Origin of the sequence: Pseudomonas sp. TYF_14 (assembly GCF_043105275.1) — a bacterium.
Lineage (GTDB): Bacteria > Pseudomonadota > Gammaproteobacteria > Pseudomonadales > Pseudomonadaceae > Aquipseudomonas > Aquipseudomonas alloputida.
In genome coordinates this window covers 150,337-173,854 of record NZ_JBICLK010000081.1, presented here as the reverse complement: position 1 = coordinate 173,854, position 23,518 = coordinate 150,337, and the positions used below count along the sequence as shown (strand labels likewise).

The 23,518-nt window shown below is 64.2% G+C and carries 21 protein-coding genes and 1 riboswitch; of the genes, 15 read left to right on the top strand and 6 right to left on the bottom strand.

Translation table 11 applies throughout. The features are described 5' to 3' along the window. Positions 1 to 34 precede the first annotated feature (34 nt). The 5 genes from ACF8O8_RS21220 (at position 35) to ACF8O8_RS21200 (ending at position 6,594) form a co-directional block, all read left to right on the top strand. Entirely contained in the window at positions 35 to 2,161 is a 2,127-nt protein-coding gene (locus tag ACF8O8_RS21220; protein WP_392510387.1) for a TonB-dependent receptor, read from the top strand. Positions 2,162 to 2,278: 117 nt separating this feature from the next. Next, a complete protein-coding gene (locus ACF8O8_RS21215) occupies positions 2,279 to 3,445 on the top strand; it encodes a DUF1624 domain-containing protein (protein WP_392510386.1) in 1,167 nt (388 codons plus the stop codon). A 28-nt stretch (positions 3,446 to 3,473) separates the two neighbouring features. After that, a riboswitch (cobalamin riboswitch) is annotated at positions 3,474 to 3,672 on the top strand. A gap of 110 nt (positions 3,673 to 3,782) precedes the next feature. Next, on the top strand, positions 3,783 to 4,793 hold the full coding sequence (locus ACF8O8_RS21210; RefSeq protein ID WP_392510385.1) for an ABC transporter substrate-binding protein: 1,011 nt from the start codon (positions 3,783 to 3,785) through the stop codon (positions 4,791 to 4,793). After that, the gene (locus ACF8O8_RS21205; protein ID WP_003250493.1) at positions 4,793 to 5,809 is read left to right on the top strand and encodes an iron ABC transporter permease; all 1,017 of its coding nucleotides are present in this window, start codon (positions 4,793 to 4,795) and stop codon (positions 5,807 to 5,809) included. Before ACF8O8_RS21210 ends, ACF8O8_RS21205 begins: the two co-directional genes overlap by 1 nt. Further along, on the top strand, positions 5,806 to 6,594 hold the full coding sequence (locus ACF8O8_RS21200) for an ABC transporter ATP-binding protein (protein ID WP_054888682.1): 789 nt from the start codon (positions 5,806 to 5,808) through the stop codon (positions 6,592 to 6,594). Before ACF8O8_RS21205 ends, ACF8O8_RS21200 begins: the two co-directional genes overlap by 4 nt. 56 nt (positions 6,595 to 6,650) lie before the next feature. Here ACF8O8_RS21200 and ACF8O8_RS21195 read toward each other — a convergent pair whose 3' ends face one another. Beyond that, the gene (locus tag ACF8O8_RS21195) at positions 6,651 to 7,148 is read right to left on the bottom strand and encodes a GNAT family N-acetyltransferase (protein WP_003250486.1); all 498 of its coding nucleotides are present in this window, start codon (positions 7,146 to 7,148) and stop codon (positions 6,651 to 6,653) included. 133 nt (positions 7,149 to 7,281) lie between these two features. Here ACF8O8_RS21195 and ACF8O8_RS21190 point away from each other — a divergent pair, with 133 nt between their 5' ends. The 4 genes from ACF8O8_RS21190 (at position 7,282) to ACF8O8_RS21175 (ending at position 11,846) form a co-directional block, all read left to right on the top strand. After that, positions 7,282 to 7,761 (top strand): hypothetical protein, encoded by a 480-nt coding sequence (locus ACF8O8_RS21190; RefSeq protein ID WP_003250484.1) that lies wholly within the window; start codon positions 7,282 to 7,284, stop codon positions 7,759 to 7,761. 59 nt (positions 7,762 to 7,820) lie between these two features. Further along, on the top strand, positions 7,821 to 9,392 hold the full coding sequence (locus ACF8O8_RS21185) for a diguanylate cyclase (protein ID WP_392510384.1): 1,572 nt from the start codon (positions 7,821 to 7,823) through the stop codon (positions 9,390 to 9,392). 159 nt (positions 9,393 to 9,551) lie between these two features. Beyond that, positions 9,552 to 10,328, top strand: coding sequence for a ParA family protein (locus ACF8O8_RS21180; RefSeq protein ID WP_392510383.1), 777 nt, complete (start codon positions 9,552 to 9,554; stop codon positions 10,326 to 10,328). Positions 10,329 to 10,508: 180 nt separating this feature from the next. Then, positions 10,509 to 11,846, top strand: a complete 1,338-nt coding sequence (locus ACF8O8_RS21175) for an MFS transporter (protein WP_392510382.1) — start codon at positions 10,509 to 10,511, stop codon at positions 11,844 to 11,846. Positions 11,847 to 11,878: 32 nt separating this feature from the next. On the opposite strand, the gene ACF8O8_RS21170 is transcribed toward ACF8O8_RS21175, so the two are convergent. The 3 genes from ACF8O8_RS21170 to ACF8O8_RS21160 are packed head-to-tail and all read right to left on the bottom strand — an operon-like array spanning position 11,879 to position 17,502. Then, positions 11,879 to 15,025 carry an efflux RND transporter permease subunit gene (locus ACF8O8_RS21170; protein WP_392510381.1) on the bottom strand — a complete coding sequence of 1,049 codons (3,147 nt, stop codon included), beginning with the start codon at positions 15,023 to 15,025 and terminating at the stop codon, positions 11,879 to 11,881. Positions 15,026 to 15,041: 16 nt separating this feature from the next. Next, positions 15,042 to 16,256 carry an efflux RND transporter periplasmic adaptor subunit gene (locus tag ACF8O8_RS21165; protein ID WP_392510380.1) on the bottom strand — a complete coding sequence of 405 codons (1,215 nt, stop codon included), beginning with the start codon at positions 16,254 to 16,256 and terminating at the stop codon, positions 15,042 to 15,044. Beyond that, on the bottom strand, positions 16,249 to 17,502 hold the full coding sequence (locus ACF8O8_RS21160) for a TolC family protein (protein WP_049587601.1): 1,254 nt from the start codon (positions 17,500 to 17,502) through the stop codon (positions 16,249 to 16,251). The genes ACF8O8_RS21165 and ACF8O8_RS21160 overlap by 8 nt, the downstream gene beginning before the upstream one ends. Positions 17,503 to 17,764: 262 nt before the next feature. On the opposite strand from ACF8O8_RS21160, the gene aroQ reads away from it, so the two are divergent. Then, positions 17,765 to 18,214 carry a type II 3-dehydroquinate dehydratase gene (gene aroQ, locus ACF8O8_RS21155; protein ID WP_003250469.1) on the top strand — a complete coding sequence of 150 codons (450 nt, stop codon included), beginning with the start codon at positions 17,765 to 17,767 and terminating at the stop codon, positions 18,212 to 18,214. Next, the gene (locus tag ACF8O8_RS21150; RefSeq protein ID WP_010953360.1) at positions 18,211 to 19,059 is read left to right on the top strand and encodes a shikimate dehydrogenase; all 849 of its coding nucleotides are present in this window, start codon (positions 18,211 to 18,213) and stop codon (positions 19,057 to 19,059) included. The genes aroQ and ACF8O8_RS21150 overlap by 4 nt, the downstream gene beginning before the upstream one ends. 113 nt (positions 19,060 to 19,172) lie before the next feature. On the opposite strand, the gene ACF8O8_RS21145 is transcribed toward ACF8O8_RS21150, so the two are convergent. Beyond that, positions 19,173 to 19,688: a thioredoxin family protein gene (locus ACF8O8_RS21145; RefSeq protein ID WP_049587599.1), complete on the bottom strand. Its 516-nt coding sequence runs from the start codon at positions 19,686 to 19,688 to the stop codon at positions 19,173 to 19,175. Between the two features lie 10 nt (positions 19,689 to 19,698). Next, positions 19,699 to 19,974, bottom strand: a complete 276-nt coding sequence (locus tag ACF8O8_RS21140) for a DUF2790 domain-containing protein (protein WP_010953358.1) — start codon at positions 19,972 to 19,974, stop codon at positions 19,699 to 19,701. A gap of 220 nt (positions 19,975 to 20,194) precedes the next feature. On the opposite strand from ACF8O8_RS21140, the gene ACF8O8_RS21135 reads away from it, so the two are divergent. The 4 genes from ACF8O8_RS21135 (at position 20,195) to ACF8O8_RS21120 (ending at position 23,502) form a co-directional block, all read left to right on the top strand. Continuing rightward, positions 20,195 to 20,935: a response regulator gene (locus ACF8O8_RS21135; protein ID WP_014591607.1), complete on the top strand. Its 741-nt coding sequence runs from the start codon at positions 20,195 to 20,197 to the stop codon at positions 20,933 to 20,935. Beyond that, complete coding sequence (locus ACF8O8_RS21130) at positions 20,932 to 22,218, top strand: sensor histidine kinase (protein WP_392510379.1); 1,287 nt, start codon at positions 20,932 to 20,934, stop codon at positions 22,216 to 22,218. The genes ACF8O8_RS21135 and ACF8O8_RS21130 overlap by 4 nt, the downstream gene beginning before the upstream one ends. A 163-nt stretch (positions 22,219 to 22,381) precedes the next feature. After that, positions 22,382 to 22,999: a ferric reductase-like transmembrane domain-containing protein gene (locus ACF8O8_RS21125; protein WP_392510378.1), complete on the top strand. Its 618-nt coding sequence runs from the start codon at positions 22,382 to 22,384 to the stop codon at positions 22,997 to 22,999. Between the two features lie 14 nt (positions 23,000 to 23,013). Next, entirely contained in the window at positions 23,014 to 23,502 is a 489-nt protein-coding gene (locus ACF8O8_RS21120) for a DoxX family protein (protein ID WP_350297646.1), read from the top strand. The last annotated feature ends 16 nt before the right edge of the window (positions 23,503 to 23,518 follow it).

Here is a 23,518-nt window from a genome sequence, read left to right as displayed (position 1 = left end):
CGGGATCCATTCATTCCTGCAGCAGTGGAACGACATGTCCCGTATGTTCAAACTTCACCCCCTGGCGGCCTGCCTGGCCGTTGCCCTGCCGGCGCTGGCTGATGACCGCGACCCGCAGCCTCTGGCCCTGCCTTCCACGGCCATCACCGACACCCAGGACAACCGCACCATCGACCTGGCCACGCCGACCCAGGCCGGCTCGCGCCTTGGCCTCAGCGCCCTGGAAACACCGGCCAGCACCAGCAGTATCAGCGAACGGCAGATTCAGCAGCGCAACAACATCACGGTGCAGGATGCAGTGACCCGCTCGCCGGGCATTACCTTCGTCGGCTCCCCGGGGGACGGCGGTACAGGCCTGTCTGCCCGCGGCTTTGCCGGCCACACCTCTGTGATGACCCTGTTCGACGGCGCGCGCCTGTACACCGGTGCCGGCACACAGACCTTCCCGGTCGACCCGTGGATGGTCGAACGCATCGAGGTGATTCGCGGCCCGGCCTCGGTACTGCATGGCGAAGGCGCCACCGGCGCAGTGATCAACGTGATCCCGAAAAAACCTTTTGCCGGCGAGGTGCGCAACCACCTGCGACTGGGTTACGGCTCGTGGGACCGCCAGCAGCTCGGCCTGGACAGCGGCGGCAGCCTCAGCGAGCGCCTGAGCTACCGCCTGACGCTGAACCAACAGGCCGGCAATGGCTGGGTCGACCGCACCGCTTCACGTAGCCTGGCCCTGAGCGCCGCGCTGCGTTTTGACGCCAGTGATGACCTCAGCTTCACGCTGGCCCATGACCGCGGCGATGCACAACCTGCCAACTACTACGGTACCCCGCTGATCGACGGCCACTACCGCAGCAGCCTGCGCAAAAAGAACTACAACGTGCAGAACGACGTACAGCAGTACGTCGATGAATGGACCCGGCTCACGACCGACTGGGCGCTGAACGACCAGCTCAGCGCCAGCAACCAGCTGTACTACATCAAAAGCCGCCGCCACTGGCGCAACGCCGAAGACTACAGCTGGGACGCCGGGCGTCAGCAGTTGCTGCGCGGCAGCTACCTGGAAATCAAGCACAACCAGGAGCAGTTCGGCGACCGTCAAACCTTCACCTTCGACCACACCCTGTTCGGCCTGGACAGCAAGACCGTGCTCGGTGCCGAATACAACAAGGTGCGATTCAACGTCGACAGCAATTCACCGTACAACGATGTCGGCGGCGACTACCTCGACCCGTGGCAGCCGCAGCCTGGCGGGTTTCATAGCGCCTCGCCGTTGCGGCCGCAAACACTCTCGACCACCCATACCTTTGCCCTGTTTGCCGAGAACCGCCTGCAATTGAGCGATCGCCTGTCTTTGGTTACCGGCGTGCGTCGCGACCAGAACCACATCGACCGCAACAACTTGATCAACGACAGCCGTAGCGATCGCAGCCTGCAAGGGGGCAACTGGCGCGTCGGGCTGGTGTACGCAATCAGCGACGACCTGTCGTTGTACAGCCAGTACTCAACCAGCGAGGACGGGGTCAACAACCTCATCAGCCTCAGCCCCGCGCAGATGAACTATGACCTGACCGAGGCGAAGCAGACCGAGGCCGGCCTCAAGCAGCGCTTTTGGGAGGGGCGCGGCGAATGGACGCTTGCCGCCTACCACATCGTCAAGAAAAAGCTGCTGGTGGACGACCCCATCACGCACGAGAAGCAACAAGCCGGGCAGCAGCCCTCCGATGGCCTGGAAGCGACGCTGGAGCTGGCCCTGGCCCATCAGTGGCAGGTGTCGGCCAACGCATCGCTGATACGCGCCAAGTACGACGACTTCGACGAAAGGGTCGGCGGCCTGCCGCAGAATCGGGCAGGCAACCGGCCGGCCAACGTGCCACGGCGTACCGCCAACCTTTGGTTGAGCAAAGGCTTCGGCCAGCAGGTGGAGGCTGGCATTGGGGCCCGCTATGTGGATGAGCGTTATGCCGATACCGCCAATACCCAGAGCGCCCCCGGGTACACCGTGGTCGATGCCAACATCGCCTGGCAGGTGATGCCGGATGTGAAGGTGGGGTTGCAGTTGAACAACCTGTTCGATCGCGAGTATGTGCAGTCGGCGTTCAGCGGGCAGCAGTGGTTGATGGGGATACCGCGGTCGTACTTCGCGACGGTGGATTACAGCTTCTGATCTGGGTGGTTTGTGCCGCGAAGAGCCCGGCACAGGCCACACAAAAACCTCTATTCCCTTTTAGCGCATTGTTATACGATAACGTTTCACATGAAATTCATTCCTATTAGACAACCCATGACAAGTGCCACCGCCACGCCCACGCTGATCACCCAGCGCCTGCAGAGCATCGATGCCCTGCGCGGCCTGGTGATCCTGTTCATGCTCCTGGACCACGTCCGCGAGACTTTCCTCCTGCACCGCCAGGTCAGCGACCCCATGGCCATCGACACCACGGAACCGGCGCTTTTCTTCAGCCGCACCCTCGCCCACCTGTGTGCGCCTGCGTTCGTCCTGCTGACCGGCCTGTCGGCCTGGCTGTATGGCGAGAAGCATCAGGGCCGTGGCGACGTCTCGGCGTTCCTGTTCAAACGCGGGCTGTTCCTGGTGGTGCTGGAGTTCACCCTGGTCAACTTCGCCTGGACCTTCCAGTTGCCCCCGAGCGTGATCTACCTGCAAGTGATCTGGGCCATCGGCGTCAGCATGATCGCCCTGTCGCTGCTGGTGTGGCTGCCACGCGCCGCACTGCTCGCCCTGGGCGCCAGCATCGTCGCCGGCCACAACCTGCTCGACGGCCTGCACTTTGGCGTGGATTCAGCCCTGCATGTGCCGTGGGCAATCCTGCATGATCGCGGCTGGCTGGCGTTTTCCGAAAACCTGCACCTGCGCACGTCTTACCCGGTGCTGCCGTGGATCGGCGTCATCGCCTTGGGTTACGGCCTGGGCCCCTGGTTCGCCCGCGGCAGCGATGCCGGGCAACGCCAGCAACACCTGCTGGCGGCTGGTTTGCTCGCGCTGCTTGGCTTTGTCCTGCTGCGCATGTTCAACGGTTACGGTGAGGCGCCGTGGAGCGGTTACCCAACCTTCACGCAAACCCTGATGAGCTTCTTCAACATCACCAAATACCCACCGTCGCTGCTGTTCCTGACCCTGACCCTGGGCTGCGGCGTGTTGCTGTTACGCGCGTTCGAACGGGCCGGCCAGGCGCGCTGGATCACTGCCCTGGCGGTGTTCGGTGCGGCACCGATGTTCTTCTACCTGCTGCACCTGTATGTGCTGAAGCTGCTGTACCTGGCCTGCGTAGCGCTGTTCGGGCTCAACCATGGCGACTACTTCGGTTTCAACAGTGTTGCAGCGATATGGCTGGGCGCAGTACTGCTGGCGGTTTCGCTGTACCTGCCGGTGCGCGGGTTCGCCCGACTGAAGCAGCGCCGCCGTGACATCCGTTGGCTGAAGTACTTCTGAAAAGCGTTTTCACCTGGCGACGCGATGGTCTACCATGCGGGCCGCCGGTTTCCACCACGGAACTAACAGGGAATCCCAGGCCTGCCAATACGGGCCAAACGGAACTGCCCCCGCAACTGTAGGTGCCGAGCCTGCTCCATCAATGCCACTGGGCCTGCCGCCCGGGAAGGCCGGAGCCGGGCCGTGACGCACCAGTCAGGAGACCTGCCGGCCTACATTCACCAACCGGCGGGGTGTCCGGGATTGGCCATCCGTGTTGCCCCGGCCACCCGCTGGGCCTCGGCGATGCCTGTCCGTGCGTTCCTCACCAGAACTGTCCGATAGGAGATCGCCCAGCATGCTGCCCCGTTTCGCCACCCTGCTCGCTGGCCTAGGCTTCACTGGCCTGGCCCAGGCCGCTGCCACCCACTATCCGCTGACGGTCGACAACTGCGGCAAGCCGCAGGTTTTTGCCCAGGCGCCGCAGCGCGCCGTCACCATCGGCCAGGCCGGTACCGAGCTGCTCTATGCCCTGGGGCTGGGTGACAAGCTGGCGGGCACCTCGCTGTGGTTTAACAACGTATTGCCGGAATACCAGGCGGTGAACGCCAAGGTGCCGCGCCTGGCCGACAACGACCCCAGCTTCGAGGCGGTGGTCGGCAAGCGCCCGCAACTGGTCGCGGCGCAGTTCGAATGGATGGTCGGTGCCCAGGGCGTGGTCGCCACCCGCGAGCAGTTCGATGAGCTGAAGATCCCCACCTACGTGCTGCCATCGGACTGCGAGGGCAAAAACAACCTGGTCGGTGCAGACGGCACCCGCCTGCAAGCATTCCAGGTAGACAGCATCTACAAGAGCATCAGCCAACTGGCCGAGATCTTCGACGTTCAGGACCGCGGCGCGGCCCTGAACGCCGAGTTGCAAGGGCGCCTCGACAGCGCCAGGGCACAACTGGCCGGCAAGGACCTGTCGGCAACTTCGGCGCTGTTCTGGTTCTCCAGCGCCGACCTGGACATCGACCCCTATGTGGCCGGCCGCCAAGGTGTCGCCGATTTCATGCTGCGCACCCTCGGTGTGCGCAACGTGGTCGAGTCCAGCGAAGAATGGCCAAGCGTAGGCTGGGAAACCCTGGCCAAGGCCAATCCGACCTGGCTGATCATCGCGCGCATGGACCGCCGCCGTTTCCCCGCCGACGACTACCAGAAAAAACTCGAATTCCTGCGCAGTGACCCGGTAACCCGCAACATGGACGCGGTGAAGCACGACCGCATCATTATCCTCGACGCTGACGCCATGCAGGCCGGCATTCGCCTGTTCCGCGGCGTGCAGACGCTGTCCACGGCCTTCGCCAGCGGTAAAGCAGCCCCGTGATGAACCGCCTGTTACCCTGCATCGCGGTTGCCCTGGCCGCTCTGTTGGCCGCCCTGCTGGCCGGTACCGCCATTGGCGAAACCAACCTGTCGCCCAGCGTGGTTGGCCAGGTGCTGGCCAACCACCTGTGGCAAGCCGATTACCCGGTGGACCCGATCGACGCCGGCATCATCTGGAACTACCGCCTGACCCGCACCCTGGTCGCCGCCGCTTGCGGCGCCGGGCTGGCCACCTGCGGTGTCATCCTGCAGGCGATGTTGCGCAACCCACTGGCCGAGCCCTACCTGCTGGGGCTGTCTGCCGGCGCCTCGACCGGCGCGGTACTGGTCGGCCTGCTGGGGCTGGGTAGCCTGGCATTGAGCATGTCTGCAGGGGCCTTCATCGGCGCCGGGGCCGCATTCGCCCTGGTGCTGGTGCTGGCCCGCGCGGCCGGCCCCAGCAGCAACAATGCACAGGTCATCCTTGCCGGTATCGCCGGCTCGCAGCTGTTCAATGCACTGACCGCCTTCCTGATCACCAAGTCAGCAACCGCCGAGCAGGCGCGCGGCATCCTGTTCTGGCTGCTGGGCAACCTGAGCGGTGTACGCTGGCCTTCGGTGTGGCTGGCCGTACCGGTGGCTATTTTCGGCTTGCTGGTGTGCCTGTGGCATCGCCGTGCGCTGGATGCCTTTACCTTCGGTGCCGATTCGGCCGCCTCGCTGGGCATCCCGGTGCGGCGCACCCAGTTGCTGCTGATCAGTTGTGCAGCGCTGGTGACGGCTGTGATGGTGTCCATTGTCGGCGCCATCGGTTTTGTCGGGCTGGTTATACCCCATGCCCTGCGCCTTCTGCTCGGCCCCGGGCACAGCCGTCTGTTGCCCGCCAGCGCACTGGGTGGTGCGCTGTTTCTGATTGTGGCAGACATTCTTTCGCGCACGCTGATCACCGGTCAGGTGATCCCGGTGGGCGTGGTTACGGCGCTGATCGGTGCCCCGGTATTCGCGCTGATTCTGGTCAGCCGACGGGGGCGCCCATGACAGCCATGACCGCTGTTCGCATCCCCCCGCTGGCCTGCCATGGGCTGGGGTTGCAACTGGCCGGCACTACCGTGCTCAGCGCTATCGATCTCAGCGTTGTCGCCGGTGAAACCCTGGGCATCGTCGGCCCCAACGGCTCGGGTAAGTCCTCGCTGTTGAAGTTGCTGGCAGGGCTGCGCAAACCCGCCTGCGGCAGCGTGCAGCTGCTGGGTGAGCCACTGGCACAGATGCCCCGCCGCCGTGTTGCCCAGGCGCTGGCGCTGGTCGAGCAACAGGCCGACACACTCGATGCGATCAGCGTGTTCGACGCGGTTGCCTTGGGCCGCACGCCGTGGCTCTCGGCCCTGGCACCGTTCTCCCGGCAGGACTGCGCCATCGTCGAGCAAGCCCTGGCCGACCTCGACGCCCTGCACCTGCGTACGCGCCTGTGGGGGTCGCTGTCCGGTGGCGAGCGCCAGCGTGTGCACATCGCCCGTGCGCTGGCCCAACGGCCGCAGGTGCTGCTGCTGGACGAACCGACCAACCACCTGGACATTCAGCATCAGCTAAGCCTGCTGCAACAAGTGCAGGCGCTGCCGGTCACCACCCTGGTAGCGCTGCATGACCTCAACCAGGCGCTGACCTGCGACCGTGTCGCGGTTCTTGACAAGGGCCGTCTGGTCGCCCTCGGCAACCCCTTCGAAGTCCTTACCCCCGAGCGACTGTTGAGCACCTTCGGCGTCCACGCCCACTACCTCACCGACCCTTTCGACGGCGCGCGCATCCTGCGCTTTCGCGCCCCCTGAACCTGGTAGCCTTGCCCATGCTGTTGCGTCATCGCCAATAGGCACGTTCCCACAGGTCAGCGTAATCGCAACTGCATGTGCGTGGTCTGCCACACCGGGTCCTGCTCCACATCCACCACCGTGAAGCCTTGCCGCTCCCAGAACGCAATGGCACCCGGCAGAAACGGATGAGTATGCAAGTAAAGGCAGTCCAAGCCCGCTTGCATCGCCCGTTCGCGCAAGGCACCAAACAAGGCAGCCGCCAGGCCATGCCTGCGGTAGGCCGGCAACACGAACAGCCGCACCACCTCGACTACCCGCTCTGCGCGGTAATCAAGCTGGGCAAAGCGATGGTCATAGGGCAAGTAACCGATCACCGCGACCAGCCGCCCACCCTCGCGGGCTTCCAGAAAGCAGCCCGCACCGTCCAGATAAGTGTCGGCGAAATGCGCCAGGTCACGCGGCAAGGGTGCGTTGGCAAGCATCGGGAAAAGCGCGCGCCGGGCGCTGTCGACAAACGCCAGCACTTCGGCAATGGCGTCACGCGCCACAGGTTGCAGGGTCCAGTTAGGCATCGGGCTATTGCCAGTGTGGTTGGGAGCGCACGGTTCTACCGCAGCGTGCCGCACAAGGCAAATCACAGGGCTCGTCGTGGCAAGGCGGACATCGGTATAATCGGCAGTCTTCACTGCCCGACCAGGCCACACCATGCCTCGCCTCCCGAAGTTGCTGTTACCCCTGTTGCTGGCTGCTGCATTCACCGCCTGCGACCAGAAACCCTCCCGTGAAGATCAGATCCTCAGCCAGCTGCCGCTGCAGGACGCCTACACGCACAACATCGAGCGCATGTCCGCGCTGCTGGGTCGCACTCACCCGCAGCTGTCGCAAGCGACCATCCAGGACGTACTGCGCAAGCACCTCACCGTCGAGGACCAGCGCCGGGACCTGTTCCGCCTGTACAGCGAAAAGAACTTCAGCGACGCCGAATTCGCCACCATCGTCGCCGCCACCCAGGACCCCGCCAAAGCTCGCGCCCTGGAAGACACCGAAGCCGGCAAACGCTTGAGCGAAAAACTCACCGCCCTGATGCGCGAAACCGCCCGCGATGTGAACGTGCAAGCCTTGGTGGAGCAGCGTATGCAAGAGGTGGAAGATGAGCTTGATGCGCTGGACAAAGCAGGCTCTTGACCGCTGCCCGGCAAGGTAACTTCCGTTCAGCCGCCCTTTACGATCACCCGAGGTCAGGATTGACACACACCAAGCATGGATTGCGCCTGGATCTACGTACACTCATTCTGGTGCTCTGCGCGCTTACCGCAGTGGTCATGCTGTGCGCCAGCTATTTCGCCAGCTACCGGGTACAGCGCCAGCTATTGATCGACAATGCCCTGGAAGCCAACCGGGTGTATGCGACCAAGCTGGCCAGCATCACCGAAACCTTCATTGGCAACGCCTTGCAGCAACTGATGTTCAGCGCCAGCGTGCAAAGCCGCCAGTTGAGCGACACCACAGCGCTGCAGGTGGAAACCGACCGCGTACTGGGCCAGAGCATGGCCTTCAACTCCACCTTCGTGATCGATGCCAACGGTGTACTGCTGGCAGTATCCCCCGCCCCGCTACGCCACCTGGTCGGCACCCACGTGCAGTCACCCGGCGCTCTGGAAGCCCTGCACGAACGCCGTCCACTGGTTTCCACGCCCTACCTGTCGGCGGCCGACAACCTGGTGGTAGCCTTATCGCAGCCCATTTTCGACAGCAACGGCAACTACCTGGGGTATGTGGGTGGCAGCCTGTACCTGCGTGAACGCAACATCCTCAACAGCCTGCTGGGCGAGCATTTCTACAAGGACGGTTCGTACCTGTATGTGGTCGACCGCAACCGACGCCTGCTGTACCACCCCCATAGCGAGCGGGTAGGCACGGTGGTGGAGGGCAATGCGCTGGTCGACCAGTTGGCGACACTGGACAGCGGTACCCGGCAGTTGACCAATAGCCTGGGCGTGGAAATGCTCGCAGGCTTCGCCACCGTCCCCAGCGCCGGCTGGGGCGTGGTAGCGCAGCAGCCCTTGATGCAGACAGTGGCGCCGTTGCACCATCTGGTGCTGAACGTGATCGCCAGTTCGGCGCCCTTGGCGCTGGTTGGCAGCCTGCTGCTGTGGTGGCTGGCCCGTACCATCGCCCGACCGCTCTGGAAGCTTGCTGCCGGTGCCCGCACGATGGACCGCGCCGCTACCGCCGAGCACTTGCATCAGGTGCGGGCCTGGTACTTCGAGGCGGCAGAGCTCAAGCGCGCGTTGCTGTTCAGCCTGAACTTGCTGCAAGAGCGTATCGGCCGGCTCAATCGGGACGCCCAGACCGATCCGCTGACCGGCCTGGGCAACCGCCGCAGCCTGGAAATCAGCCTGTCGTTACTGGAGGCTGAAAACCGGGAGTTTGCAGCCATTGCGCTGGATATCGACCACTTCAAGCGGATAAATGACAGCCATGGACACGAAGTGGGCGACCAGGTGCTGCGCCAGCTGGCGGAGCTCATGCGCCGTTGTTGCCGTGAGGGCGACCTGCTGTGTCGCACCGGTGGCGAGGAGTTCCTGATATTGCTGCCTGGGGCCACCCTGAACGTGGCGGCCGCGGTGGCCGAACGGTTGCGTGTGACCGTACAGGACATGCCGGTGGAACCGGTGGGGGCAGTGACGATTTCGCTGGGGGTGACGCACTGGGATGGCGAGACTCACGGCGAGCCCATGAACGCATTGGGCGAGGCTGATCGGGCGCTTTACCGGGCCAAGCAAGAGGGGCGCAACCGGGTCGCTTTTGCCTGAACATCTTGCGTTGTACCCATCGGGCGGGCTTGCCCGTGAAAATGCCGGTACAGGCAACGATGATTCGGAGGCTTGTAACAATTCCTGTCATAAAACTGCAGCGTTTCAGTCATAGGATTGACCCCGACCTGACATTTTTACTTCATGGATGAGCGTCTCATGCGTCGTGTGGTTTTCAATCAGAAAGGTGGCGTCGGCAAATCCAGCATCGCCTGCAACCTCGCCGCTGCCAGCGCCGCCGAGGGCTACCGAACCTTGCTGGTCGACCTCGACCCGCAGGCCAATGCCACCTTCTACCTCACCGGGCTGGTCAACGACACCATTCCTGCCGGCATCGCCGACTTCTTCCGCCAGACCTTGTCGCCGGTTACCGCCGCTGGCAAGAAGCACCGCGTGGCCATCACCGAAACCAGCTACCGCAACCTGCACCTGGTCACCGCCAGCCCTGACCTCAGCGACCTGCAAAGCAAGCTGGAGAGCAAGTTCAAGATCAACAAGCTGCGCAAGTTGCTGATAACGCTGAGCGAGGACTATGAGCGAATCTACATCGACACCCCACCCGCGCTGAACTTCTACACTTTCAGCGCGCTGGTGGCGGCCGAGCGTCTGTTGATTCCGTTCGACTGCGACAGTTTCTCGCGCCAGGCCCTGCACAGTGTCATGGCCGAGGTCGAAGAACTGCGCCAGGACCACAACCCCGCGCTGGTGGTGGAAGGTGTGGTGGTCAATCAGTTCGCCGGGCGCACGGCGCTGCACCAGACCTTGGTCGATCAACTGCGCAACGAAGGCATGCCGGTGCTGCCGGTGTACCTGAGCAGTTCGATCAAGATGCGCGAATCGCACCATGCCTCGGTGCCATTGGTGCATTTGGCGCCGCGGCATAAACTGGCCCTGGCATTCATCGATTTGCTGGATGTGCTTGAGCGTGCGGCCTGACAGGCCGTTGGGGGCACTCCGGCTGTAACCTGCTGCACCGGTCGAATCAGGCATACCGAGGTCGCCCTCGACAAAGCGCGTTGCAGCGCTCGGCTATCTACTGGCAAGCACAATAACGATGGCGCGGCCCGACTGCGCCACTTTCAACATGGCTGCCAAAGGAAACCGGAGAGCACCCGCATGTCCGCACATCATGAGGTATCCCCCGCCACCCTGCGCAGGGTGATTGCCGCTTCGGCCATCGGCAATTTCGTCGAATGGTTCGACTTCGCCGTGTACGGCTTTCTCGCCACGCTGATCGCCAGCCAGTTTTTCGCCAGCGAAGACGCCAGCGTAGCCTTGCTCAAAACCTTCGCGGTGTTCGCCGTGGCCTTCGCCCTGCGTCCGTTGGGCGGCATCGTCTTCGGCGCCTTGGGCGACCGCCTGGGACGCAAGCGCATCCTGTCGCTGACCATCTTGCTGATGGCCGGCTCCACCACGTTGATCGGCCTGCTGCCGACCTACGCCAGTATCGGCCTGGCAGCCCCGGCGCTGCTGACCCTGGCCCGCTGCCTGCAGGGTTTTTCTGCCGGTGGCGAATATGCCGGGGCCTGCGCCTACCTGATGGAGCACGCGCCTGACAACAAGCGCGCCTTTTATGGCAGCTTCGTGCCTGTGTCGACCTTTTCTGCCTTTGCCTGTGCGGCGGTGATCGCGTATGGCCTGGAAGCCAGCCTGTCGACCGAGGCGATGAATGCCTGGGGTTGGCGCATTCCGTTCCTGATTGCAGCACCGCTGGGCCTGGTCGGCCTGTACCTGCGCTGGCGCATGGAAGAAACCCCGGCGTTCCGCGAAGCCGTCGCCCAGGGCAAGGAGCACGAGCATTCACCGCTGAAGGAAACCCTGCGCCACCATGGCCGGGTCATTCGCAACCTGGGGGCGTTCATTTCGCTGACCGCGTTGTCGTTCTACATGTTCACCACCTACTTCGCCACCTACCTGCAACTGGTCGGCAACCTGACCCGCGCGCAGTCACTGCTGGTAACCACCGTGGCCCTGCTGTTCGCTGCGGTCGGCTGCCCGCTGGCCGGGGCATTCTCGGACCGGGTGGGGCGACGCAAGACCATCGGCTTTACCTGCCTGTGGGTGATGCTGTGCGTGTTCCCGGCGTACTGGCTGGCCAGCTCTGGCTCGATGTCGGGTGCGCTGCTGGGGGTGATCCTGCTCGCGGTGGGGGCATTGTGCAGCGGCGTGGTTACCGCAGCCTTGCTGTCGGAAAGCTTCCCTACCCGTACCCGCTACACCGCTTCGGCAATTACCTACAACGTGGCCTACACGCTATTTGGCGGCACAGCGCCGCTGGTGGCAACCTGGCTCATCGCACAGACCGGCAGCAGCCTGGCACCGGCGTTCTACCTGGTGGTGATTGCGCTGGTGGCGTTGGTGGGCGGGTTGGCGTTGCCGGAAACGTCGCGGATTTCTTTGCATGACGACCTGGGTGTGGACGGTGTACGGGCTGGTGCCCGAAGGGCCGTTTGAGGTTGTTGGGGCTGCCTTGCAGCCCCACGTACTCAGCCTTCCTGCTGCTCATCCCGCCGATACGCCCACTGATACAACGCCGGCAACACCAGCAACGTCAGTGCGGTAGAAGACAAGATCCCACCAATCACCACCGTCGCCAGTGGCCGCTGCACCTCTGCCCCGGTCCCGGTGGCCAAGGCCATCGGTATGAACCCCAGCGAGGCCACCAGCGCCGTCATCAGTACTGGCCGCAAGCGGGTCAGCGCCCCCTCCTCGACCGCCGCCCGCAGCGTGCGCCCTTCCTCGCGCAGCCCGCGGATAAAGGCAATCATCACCAGCCCGTTCAACACTGCCACTCCCGACAATGCAATGAACCCGACGCCGGCAGAAATAGACAGCGGAATATCACGCACCCACAGCGCCAGCACCCCGCCGGTCAGGGCAAAGGGGATGCCGGTGAACACCAGCAGGCCATCCCTGAGGTTGTTGAACATCATCAGCAACAGCGCCATGACCAGCAGCAAGGCCACCGGCACCACCACCTGCAGGCGCTCGGCTGCCGACTGCAACTGTTCGAACTGCCCTCCCCAACGCGTCCAGTAACCCGGTGGTACCTGCACCTGGTCGATCAAGGCCTGCTCAGCCTCTTGCACAAACGAGCCCAGGTCGCGTCCACGCACGTTGGCACTGACCACCACCACGCGCTTGCCATCTTCGCGGCTCACCTGATTCGGGCCCAATTGCAGGTTCAGCGTGGCGACCTGCGACAGCGGGATGAAACCGATTTGCCCGGCCCCCTCAGCGGCATTGGCCGGAACCGGAATCAGCAGGCTGGCCAGCCCGTCGACATCGGTCCGCAAGGTCTCCGACAGGCGCACGACCATGTCGAAGCGGCGGTCGCCTTCATACAGCGTACCGGCGGTGCGGCCGCCCACGGCAATGGCGATGGCATCCTGCACATCGCCCACATTCAGGCCATGACGGGCGGCCTTGTCACGGTCGATGTCGATGGTCAGTACCGGCAGGCCCGTCGTCTGCTCCACCTTCACCTCGGACGCGCCCGGCACCCCTTGCAGGCTGGCAGCGATCTGCGCGGCAGTGCGGTTGAGCACCTCCATGTCGTCACCGAACAGCTTCACCGCCACATCACTGCGCACCCCCGAAATCAGCTCGTTGAACCGCAGCTGAATCGGCTGCGACAGCTCATAGTTGCTGCCCGGCACACTGGCAGCGGCGCGTTGCACCTGGGCGATCAGTTCATCTCGCGGTTTGCCCGGGTCAACCCATTGTTCGCGCGGGCGCAGCATCACGTAGGCATCGGAAATGTTCGGCGGCATCGGGTCGGAGGCAATCTCGGCAGTGCCGGTGCGGGCAAACACCCGCTCCACCTCCGGCACCTGGGCGATGATCGCCTGCTCCAGGCGCTGTTGCATGTCCACCGACTGCGACAGGCTGGTGCCCGGCACGCGCAGGGCCTGCAGGGCGAAGTCACCCTCGCTGAGGCTGGGGATGAACTCGCTGCCCATGCGGCTGGCCATCACGCCCGACAACAGCACCAGGGCGGCGGCGGCGGCACATGCCAGTTTGCGCCGGCCCAGCACCCAGGCCAGAACCGGGGCATAGCGCTGCCGTGCCGTACGCATCACCAGGCCTTCCTCTTCCTTGACCTTGCCGGTGACGAACAGGGCAATGGCTGCCGGAACGAACGTGACCGAAAGAATCATCGCGCCCAACAGGGCCATGACCACGGTAAAGGCCATAGGGTGGAACATCTTGCCCTCGACCCCGGTCAGGGCAAAGATCGGCAGGTACACCACCATGATGATCAACTGCCCATAGATCAGCGGCCGGCGTGCTTCGCGGGCAGCGGCAAACACCTCATGGAACCGTTCGCCGCGGGTCAGCATGCGACCGTGGCGCTGCTGGGCATGGGCCAGGCGACGGATGGCGTTTTCCACGATCACCACCGCGCCGTCGACGATGATGCCGAAGTCCAGCGCGCCCAGGCTCATCAGGTTGGCACTGACCTTGTTGCTGAACATACCGGTAAAGGTGAATAGCATCGAAAGCGGGATAACCATGGCCGTGATCAGCGCAGCACGAATGTTGCCGAGGAACAGGAACAGCACGGCAATCACCAGGATCGCACCTTCGATCAGGTTTTTCTTTACCGTGGCGATGGCTTTCTCCACCAGGTTGGTGCGGTCGTACACCGTCACGGCGACTACGCCCTTGGGCAGGTTGCGATTGATCTCGACCAATTTTGCAGCGACCGCCTGCGACACCGTGCGGCTGTTCTCGCCAATCAGCATGAACACCGTGCCCAGCACCACTTCCCGACCGTTTTCGGTGGCTGCCCCCGAGCGCAGCTCTTCGCCAAGGCCAACCTGGGCGACATGGCTGACGCGGATCGGCGTGCCGTCGACGCTGGAGATAACGATGTTGGCAATGTCTTCGGCCGAGGCCACCTGGCCCGGCGCGCGAATCAGCAACTGCTCGCCATTGCGCTCGATATAGCCAGCGCCAATGTTGGCGTTATTGCGCTCCAGCGCTGCAATCAGGTCGTTGAGGGTGAGCTTGTAGGCCGCCAGGCGCTTGGGCTCTGGTGCAATCAGGTATTGCTTGGCATGGCCGCCGATGCTGTTGACCTCGGCCACACCCGGCACATTGCGCAGCTGCGGCTTGATGATCCAGTCCTGAATCACCCGCAGGTCAGTTGGGGTGTACGGTGTGCCGTCTTCCTTGAGCGCCCCCTCCTGGGCTTCCACCGTCCACAGGAAAATTTCCCCCAGCCCGGTGGAGATCGGCCCCATGCCCGCCTCGATGCCCTCAGGCAATTGCTCGCGGGCCACCTGCAGGCGCTCGTTGACCAGTTGGCGGGCGAAGAAGATATCGGTGCCATCATCGAAAATGACCGTGACTTGCGACAGGCCCGAGCGCGACAGCGAGCGGGTCTGCTTGAGCCCTGGCAGGCCAGCCATCGCGGTCTCGATGGCAAAGGTGATGCGCTGCTCGGTCTCCAGCGGCGAATAGCCGGGGGCGGCGGTGTTGATCTGCACCTGGACGTTAGTGATGTCCGGCACAGCATCGATCGGCAGTTTCTGGTAGCTGTGGATACCCACCGCGGCCATCAGGACCACGGCCAGCATCACCACCAGGCGCTGCTCGATGGCAAATTGAATCAGGCGTTCGAACATGCAGGTGTCCCCGTGATCAGTGGCTGTGCTCGGCCGAGCCCTTGCCCAGTTCCGACTTGAGGACAAAGCTGCCGGCGGCCGCAACCTGAGTACCGGCGGCCAGGCCGCTGGTGATTTCCACCTGGCCAGCATCGCGACGGCCAGTCTTCACCGGGCGCGCCTCGAAGCCTTCCTCCGTGCGGGCGAACACCACGGTCTGCGCCTCCCAGGTTTGCAGGGCGCTTTCCGGCACCGCCACGGCGGCATCGAAGCGGTCGACGCTGACAGCCACATTGACGAACAGCCCGGGGCGCCAGGCGCCATTGGGGTTGGCCAGTGTGGCACGCACAGTGGCGGCACGGTTCTGCTCGCCGAGCAGGCTGCCGACGTAGTTGACCTTGCCCAGAACCTGGGCGCCCAGGTCCGGCGCACTGACCGTGACTTCACGGCCGGTCACCACCTTGCCCAGGTCACGAGGGGCCACGGCGAAGGTGGCCCACACCCGGCTCAGGTCGGACAGGGTGAACGCGTTGCTGGTCTCATCGACCACCTCGCCCACGGTCAGGTGCTTCTCCACGACGACCGCATCTAAGGGGGCGCGCAGTTCATAGCGGTTGCCGGCACCGGCCGGCCCCACCGCTGCGACCTTCTGCCGAGCATTGGCCAGGGCGATCTCGGCCTCCTGCAGCGCCTGACGTGCCTGCAGGTAATCCTGCTCGGCGCTGATTCGCTCCTGCCACAGCTGTTGTTCCCGTTGAAAGGTCAACCGCGCCAGTTCCAGGCGACGTTGAGCGGCCTGCTGCTCACTGCGCAGGTCGGAGATCTGCTGGCTGGCAATCACCGCCAGTACCTGGCCGCGCTTGACCGCCTGGCCCAGCTCGGCTTGCACCGCTTCGACCACACCCGGCACGCGGGGCACCACATGTGCGGTGCGGTCCTCGTCAAAGCGGATCTCACCCGGGAAGCTGATGGCGGTGCCCAGCTCACGGGGGCCTGCGGCAGCCAGTTGTATGCCAGCCGATTCGATCTGCGCGATAGACAGGTGCAGCTGGCCTTCTTCTTCGCCGTGCTCCTTCTCTGCATGGCCTTCGGCGGCCTGCGCTGCAGCATGGCCGTGGCTGTCTTCACCATGGTCGTCATGGGGGGCTTGAGCCTTGGACGCCTGGCCGAGGTTGCCGGTCCAGGCCAGGCCCGCGAGGCCAAGCGCAGCAATGGCGGCAGCCAGAAGGGCTAGCTTGCGTGGGTTAGTCATTGTTGCTCCTGCTATTGGGTTTGTTGCTCACGCCGTCGAGATCGCCGTAGATGCGCTCCACTTGTGCACGCGCGTCGGTCGCCGAGGCCAGCGCCTCGAGGTACAGCCCGCGAGCCTCGATCAGCGTGCGCTGGGCGTCGAGTACATCGAGGAAAGCGAACTTACCCATTTCAAAACCGCGGGTGGCGGTGTCCACGGCCTGCTGCGCAGCAGGCAGGATGGTGCGGTCATAGGCTTCAACGTCCTGCATCGCCGCCTCCCACTGGCTGATGGCACTACGGGTTTCACTGCGCAGACGCAGCGCCACGGCATTGCGCAGGTCGCGCGCCTGGTCGGCACGGCGCGCAGCTGCCAGAACATTGCCCTGGTTGCGGTCGAACAGCGGCAACGGCATGGACAGGCCAACCACGTTCACTCGCTCCCGGTCTTCGCGGCTGTACTGGCTGCCAAGGCTGACGGTGAGGTTGGGGATACGCTGGGCTTTTTCCGCCCCCAGGGAGGCGTCGCCGCGCTCGACCTGGGCAGCGGCCAGGCGCCATTCGGCAGTCTTTTCGACCTGGTCAAGCAAGGTGTCGGCACCCGGCGCAATGCCTGGCGAAAGGTTGGCTGCCTGCAACCGGTCGAAGCTTGCCAGCGGGCTGCCCGTCAACCGGGCCAAGGCCTGGTAGGCCACACTGCGCTGGGTTTTCGCGCGACGCACTTCGGCCTGGGCCTGGGCCAGTTGCACCTGGGCACGGGTGGCCTCCACCGGTGATGACTGACCTGCCGTAACCCGCCCTTGCACCACCCGCAGGCCGCGCTCAGTCAACGCCTGCGACTGCTGAGCCAACTCCAGCGCGGTCTGTGCACGCAAGGCAGCGTGGAAAGCCTGCACCACATCGGCTCGCAGGGCGTTGCGCTGGCGCTCCAGGTCAAGCTGGGCAATGGCCTGGCCGGCACCCGCCACGGCGAGACGTGCGCCGCGCTTCCCGCCCAGCTCCAGCGGCTGGCTGAGGGTGACGGTGGTGGTGCTGGTGTCGCGGCGGGTGTCCTCAACCTCCCAGGCCAGCTCCGGGTTGGGGAGCAGCCCGGCCTGGCGCCGCTCGCCATCGGCAATGCCAATTTCACGGCCGGCTGCAGCCAGCTCCGGGTTCTGGGCGAAAGCGGCGGTAAGCGCCTGGGGCAGGCTCAGCACCTGGCTGGCCTGGGCGTCGGTGGCACTGGCCAGCAGCAGACAGAGCAAGGCGATCTTGCGGGGGATGGGCACGAAACAGTCCTCTGGGCGAAGCATTGGCCAGGGACTGTAGAAAGGGCTGGTTATCGGGGCGGTGGCGGCAAGATTACAATTTTGTAATGACGCACTGCGGTTCGTTGCAGAAGCAGCTTTGCACGGCTGGGTACAGGACAGTCAACGCCCAATAAGTTCGATAATCGCCCACTTTCCCGGTGCGGCGATCTTGGCCAATTGACGGAACTAACCAGTCAGTACAAAACTACATGCATTCAACAACAACAAAGCGATGCCCGTCATGAAGCCCCTTATTCTCGTGCTCAACGGCCCCAACCTGAACATGCTGGGCACCCGCGAGCCTGCCCAGTACGGCCACGAAACCCTCGCTGACCTGGCTCAGGGATGTGCCGACACTGCCCACGCCCACGGCCTGGAAATCGAGTTCCGCCAGACCAACCACGAAGGTGAACTGATCGACTGGATCCACGCCGCCCGTGGCCGCTGCGCCGGCATCGTGATCAACCCCGGCGCCTGGACGCACACCTCGGTCGCCATCCGCGATGCCCTGGTGGCCAGCGAACTGCCGGTGATCGAGGTGCACCTGTCCAATGTGCACAAACGCGAGCCGTTCCGTCACTTGTCGTTCGTATCGTCCATCGCCGTCGGTGTCATCTGCGGCCTGGGCAGCCACGGCTACCGCATGGCGCTGAGCCACTTCGCCGAGCTGTTGCAGGAGCGTGCGGCATGAGCCAGCAAGCCATCCTCGCCGGCCTGATCGGCCGCGGCATCCAACTGTCACGTACCCCGGCCCTGCACGAACACGAAGGCGACGCCCAGGCCCTGCGCTACCTGTACCGGCTGATCGACGCCGACCAGTTGCAACTGGACGACAGCGCCCTGCCCGGCCTGCTCGAAGCCGCGCAACATACCGGTTTCACCGGGCTGAACATTACCTACCCGTTCAAGCAGGCGATCCTGCCGTTGCTCGACGAGCTGTCCGACGAGGCCCGTGGTATCGGCGCGGTAAACACCGTGGTGCTCAAGGACGGCAAGCGCGTCGGCCACAACACCGATTGCCTGGGCTTTGCCGAAGGCTTGCGCCGTGGCCTGCCCGACGTTGCACGGCGCCAGGTGGTGCAGATGGGTGCCGGTGGCGCTGGCTCGGCCGTGGCCCATGCCCTGCTGGGTGAAGGGGTAGAACGGCTGGTGCTGTTCGAAGTGGATGCGACCCGTGCGCAGGCGTTGGTGGACAACCTGAACACCCATTTCGGCGCGGAGCGCGCCGTGCTTGGCACCGACCTGGCCACAGCCTTGGCCGAAGCGGACGGGCTGGTCAACACCACGCCGGTGGGCATGGCCAAGCTACCGGGCACGCCACTGCCGGTGGAGTTGTTGCATCCCCGCCTGTGGGTGGCAGAGATCATCTACTTCCCGCTGGAGACCGAACTGCTGCGCGCGGCCCGGGCACTGGGCTGCCGCACGCTGGATGGCAGCAACATGGCGGTGTTCCAGGCGGTGAAGGCATTCGAGCTGTTCAGCGGGCGGCAGGCGGATGCGGCGCGGATGCAGGCGCACTTTGCCAGTTTCACCTGATAGAAAAGTGTTGGCTTCTTCGCGGGCACGCCCGCTCCCACAGGTACTGCGCAAACGTTACTGATTGCACTGTCCCTGTGGGGCATGCCCGCGAAGAGGCCGGTACAGGAGAATCACCCTTTTTCATCCAGCAAAGCCTGTATCACCTGTTCCTGCCCACCATAATCCCCCTCGCCAAAGTGCACATGGCGCACCTGCCCCTTGCGGTCGACAAAGTAATGCGCCGGCCAGAACTGGTTGCCCCAGGCATTCCACACCTTGTAGTCATTATCTACCGCCACCGGATACCCGATACCCAACCGGGCTACCTTGTCCCGCAAAGTCGCCACATCATGCTCGTAGTCGAACTCAGGGGTGTGCACCCCTACCACCACCAGCCCTTGATCGGCATAGCGCCGCGCCCAATCATTCACATGCGGCAGGCTGCGCCGGCAGTTGATGCAGTCCCAGGTCCAGAAGTCCACCAGCACCACCTTGCCCTTGAGCCCCGGGGCATCCAGGGGCGGCGAATTCAACCACTGGCTGGCGCCCGCCAGCGATGGCATGGCGCCGTAGCTGTCGCGTGCCTTCAGGTGCCCAGCCAACCCAAGCCCCGTCAGCGCCAGCGCAAAACCACCGGCCTTGAGCATCCGGCGCCGATCAGTTTTCATGGCAACCGTCCGTGGCATAGGTGAGGTACTGCACGCTTTGCCGCTGGCCATGGGAGTCAAGGTAGTCCATTCGGGTATTCACCAGGCCGCAGGCATTGCGCTGATCATCCTGCACCGACAGCACTCTCTTCACATCCAGAGGCTCACCGTAGCGGTACTGCATGACCCCGCCATCCTGCATCGGGGCAGTGGCGGCCTGGGCGGCGATGGCACCGAAGCCGAGCACGGCGAACAGGCTGGCGCTGGCGATAGTCTTGAGGTTCATGGCTTCTCTCCTGGGTAACACTTGGGTGTGAGGAGTGTTGCTCCCCGGTCGAGAACCATTTCACGTCAGCCAGGTATCCCGCATGTGTCGCCCAACGTTGTGATGTGCCTCCTGCTGTATCCCTACCCGTGCCAGATACACTGCAATACAAACTCCCGCAGGCAAGGGCGAACGCGCTCGGTACACTGCGCCCAACCCCCTTTGCACAGGAACCCAGCGCATGGAACACGTCGATCACATCCTGATCGTCGACGACGACCGCGAGATCCGCGAACTGGTCGGCAATTACCTGAAGAAGAACGGCCTGCGCACCAGCATCGTTGCAGACGGCCGGCAGATGCGCGCCTTTCTCGAAGCCAACAGCGTCGACCTGATCGTGCTCGACATCATGATGCCTGGCGACGACGGCCTGCTGTTGTGCCGCGAGCTGCGCGCCGGCAAGCACCGCAATACGCCGGTGCTGATGCTGACCGCCCGCAATGACGAAACCGACCGCATCATCGGCCTGGAAATGGGCGCCGACGATTACCTGACCAAACCGTTCTCGGCCCGCGAACTGCTCGCCCGCATCAACGCCGTGCTGCGCCGCACACGCATGCTGCCGCCCAACCTGACCATCAGTGAAAGCAGCCGCCTGCTGGGTTTCGGTCAATGGCGCCTGGACACCACCGCGCGCCACCTGCTCGACAGCGAAGGCACCCTGGTGGCCCTGAGCGGCGCCGAGTACCGCCTGCTGCGGGTGTTCCTCGACCACCCGCAGCGGGTGCTCAGCCGCGAACAGCTGCTTAACCTGACCCAGGGCCGCGAAGCCGACATCTTCGACCGCTCCATCGACTTGCTGGTCAGCCGCCTGCGCCAGCGCCTGGGTGACGATGCCCGCGAGCCCAGCTGCATCAAGACCGTGCGTAGCGAGGGCTACGTGTTTTCGCTGCCGGTGCAATTGCTCGAGACCCCCTCATGAAATGGCCGCGCACCCTGGCCTCGCGTCTGGCGCTGATCTTCTTCACCGGCCTGGTGTTGGCTTATGGTCTGTCGTTCGGCCTGCAGGCCTACGAGCGCTATATCAGCAGCCGCTCGATGATGCTCAGTAACCTCGAACAGGACGTGGCGACCTCGGTTGCCATCCTTGACCGCCTGCCCGCAGCCGAGCGTGCCGCCTGGCTGCCACGCCTGGAACGGCGCACCTACCGCTATCGCCTGGACCAGGGCCTGGCAGGCGAAGCGATGCCCAGCAGTGACCCACCGATGGCCGCCGCGTCGATCGTCAAGGCCATTGGCAGCGACTACCGCCTGACCTTCCTGGAAATCCCGGGGCCCAATGCGCACTTCCAGGCGCACCTGAAGCTGGCCGACGGCGCGCCACTGACCATCGACGTGACGCCAGCACCGGTCCCGGTAGCCCGTTGGTTGCCCGTGGTGCTGCTGATTCAGCTGGCTGTGCTGTTGCTGTGTACCTGGCTGGCGGTACGCCTGGCCATCGGCCCGCTAACCCGTCTGGCCCAGGCAGTGGACAACCTCGACCCGGACCAGCCCGGCGTTCAACTGGATGAAAGCGGCCCACGCGAGGTGCGTTACGCTGCCGTGGCCTTCAACGCCCTGCAGGCGCGCATTGCTGCCCACCTCAAGGAACGCATGCAGTTGCTGGCGGCCATTTCCCACGACCTGCAAACCCCGATCACTCGCATGAAGTTGCGGGTCGAAGTGATGGATGAGGGGGTCGAAAGGGACAAGTTCGGGAGCGACCTGGATGAAATGGAACACCTGGTGCGCGAAGGCGTGGCGTATGCCCGCAGCATGGACAGCAGCACCGAAGCGACCTGCCGGGTCAACCTTGATGCCTTTCTCGACAGCCTGGTATTCGACTACCAGGACAGCGGCGCCCAGGTCGAGCGCCACGGCAGCAGCGATACCCTGCTGGAAACCCGCCCGCATGCGCTGCGCCGGGTACTGGTGAACCTGGTCGACAACGCCCTGAAGTTTGCAGGTGCTGCCGAGCTGCAAGTGTCGCGCGAGGGCAGTGCCACCATCATCCGCGTGCTCGACAACGGGCCAGGGATACCCGTTGACGAACTGGATGAAGTGCTCAAGCCGTTCTACCGGGTGGAAGGTTCACGCAATCGCAGCACGGGTGGCACCGGCTTGGGCCTGGCCATTGCCCACCAGCTGATCCGGGCCATGGGGGGCCGGCTGACCCTGAGCAACCGCGAACAGGGCGGGTTGTGCGCGCAGATCGAACTCACCTGAAGTGCGATCGTTGGCAGGAACGGCCTTGGATCTCGATCGGGCCGCTCCTGTAAAGCGCGAGGTCGCCTCTACAAACAGATACACAACTGCATCCCCCTGACACACTGCAGATACCCCGCCTCGAGACACTCCCGGTCACACAACCACACCCCGGGAGTCCCTGATGAAAGCCCTCACCTTGCCCTCCGGCTGGAAGCTGTTCGCCGCCCTCGCCGGCCTGACCTTGGCGATGACCGCCATAGTCCTGGCCAGCCAACCCGACCCAGACGGCTTGCGCAGTGCCATTCGTGCCACCGCACGTAGCTCGTTCGCACTGTTCCTGCTGGCGTTCCTGGCCTCGTCGCTGGTGACCTTGCTGCCTGGCACAGCAAGCCGCCGCATCCTTCAGGAGCGACGCTACCTGGGGTTGGCATTCGCGTTCTCCCACACCGTGCATGGCGTGCTGATCTATCGCTACGCCCAGCAATTCCCCGAGCTGTTCTGGGCCGGCCGCACGCTCACTTCCAGCCTGCCCGGCACGGTCGGCTACCTGTTCTTGCTGCTGCTCACCGCCACCTCGTTCAAGGCCCCCATGCGGCTCTTGGGCGGCCGTGCCTGGCAAGCGCTGCACAGCAGCGGCATGTGGGTGCTGGCTGCCGTGTTCTGTCTGTCGTTCTACAAGCGCATCCCCATGGGGGGGGGGTACCCGCTGGCGTTCGCCCTGATGTTCAGCGCCATCGCCGTCAAGCTCACCGCCAAAGTGGCCCGTAAACAACGCCGCAGCACCCGCGCCCTTGCCTGAAGAGAGCACCGCACATGACGACCTTGACCCGTACCCTGACCACCGTTGATCGCCTCGGCAGCTGGAGCGCCGACGTGCCATTACGGGTATTTCTGGCCTGGGAGTTTTTCGAATCCGGCCTGGAGAAATTCAACGGCAGCAACTGGTTCGCCGACCTGCAGTCCAGCTTCCCGTTCCCCTTCAACCTGCTGCCCGCGGAGCTGAACTGGCAGCTGTCGATGTGGGCCGAGTTGGTACTGCCGTTGCTGCTGTTGCTGGGCCTGGGTACCCGGCTGGCATCATTGGGTTTGATGGTGGTGACCGTTGTAGCGATAGTGGCAGTGCACTGGCCGGCGCACTGGTCGGGCCTGGCGGAACTGGCCCAAGGCTATGCCATTACCGACCAGGGCTTCGGCAATTACAAGTTGCCGCTGATCTACCTGGTGGCGTTGCTGCCACTGCTGCTCAAGGGCGCCGGGCGCCTTAGCCTCGATCATTGGCTGGGCATGCGGTTCGGCAGATGAGGATCGGGGGCTGCTG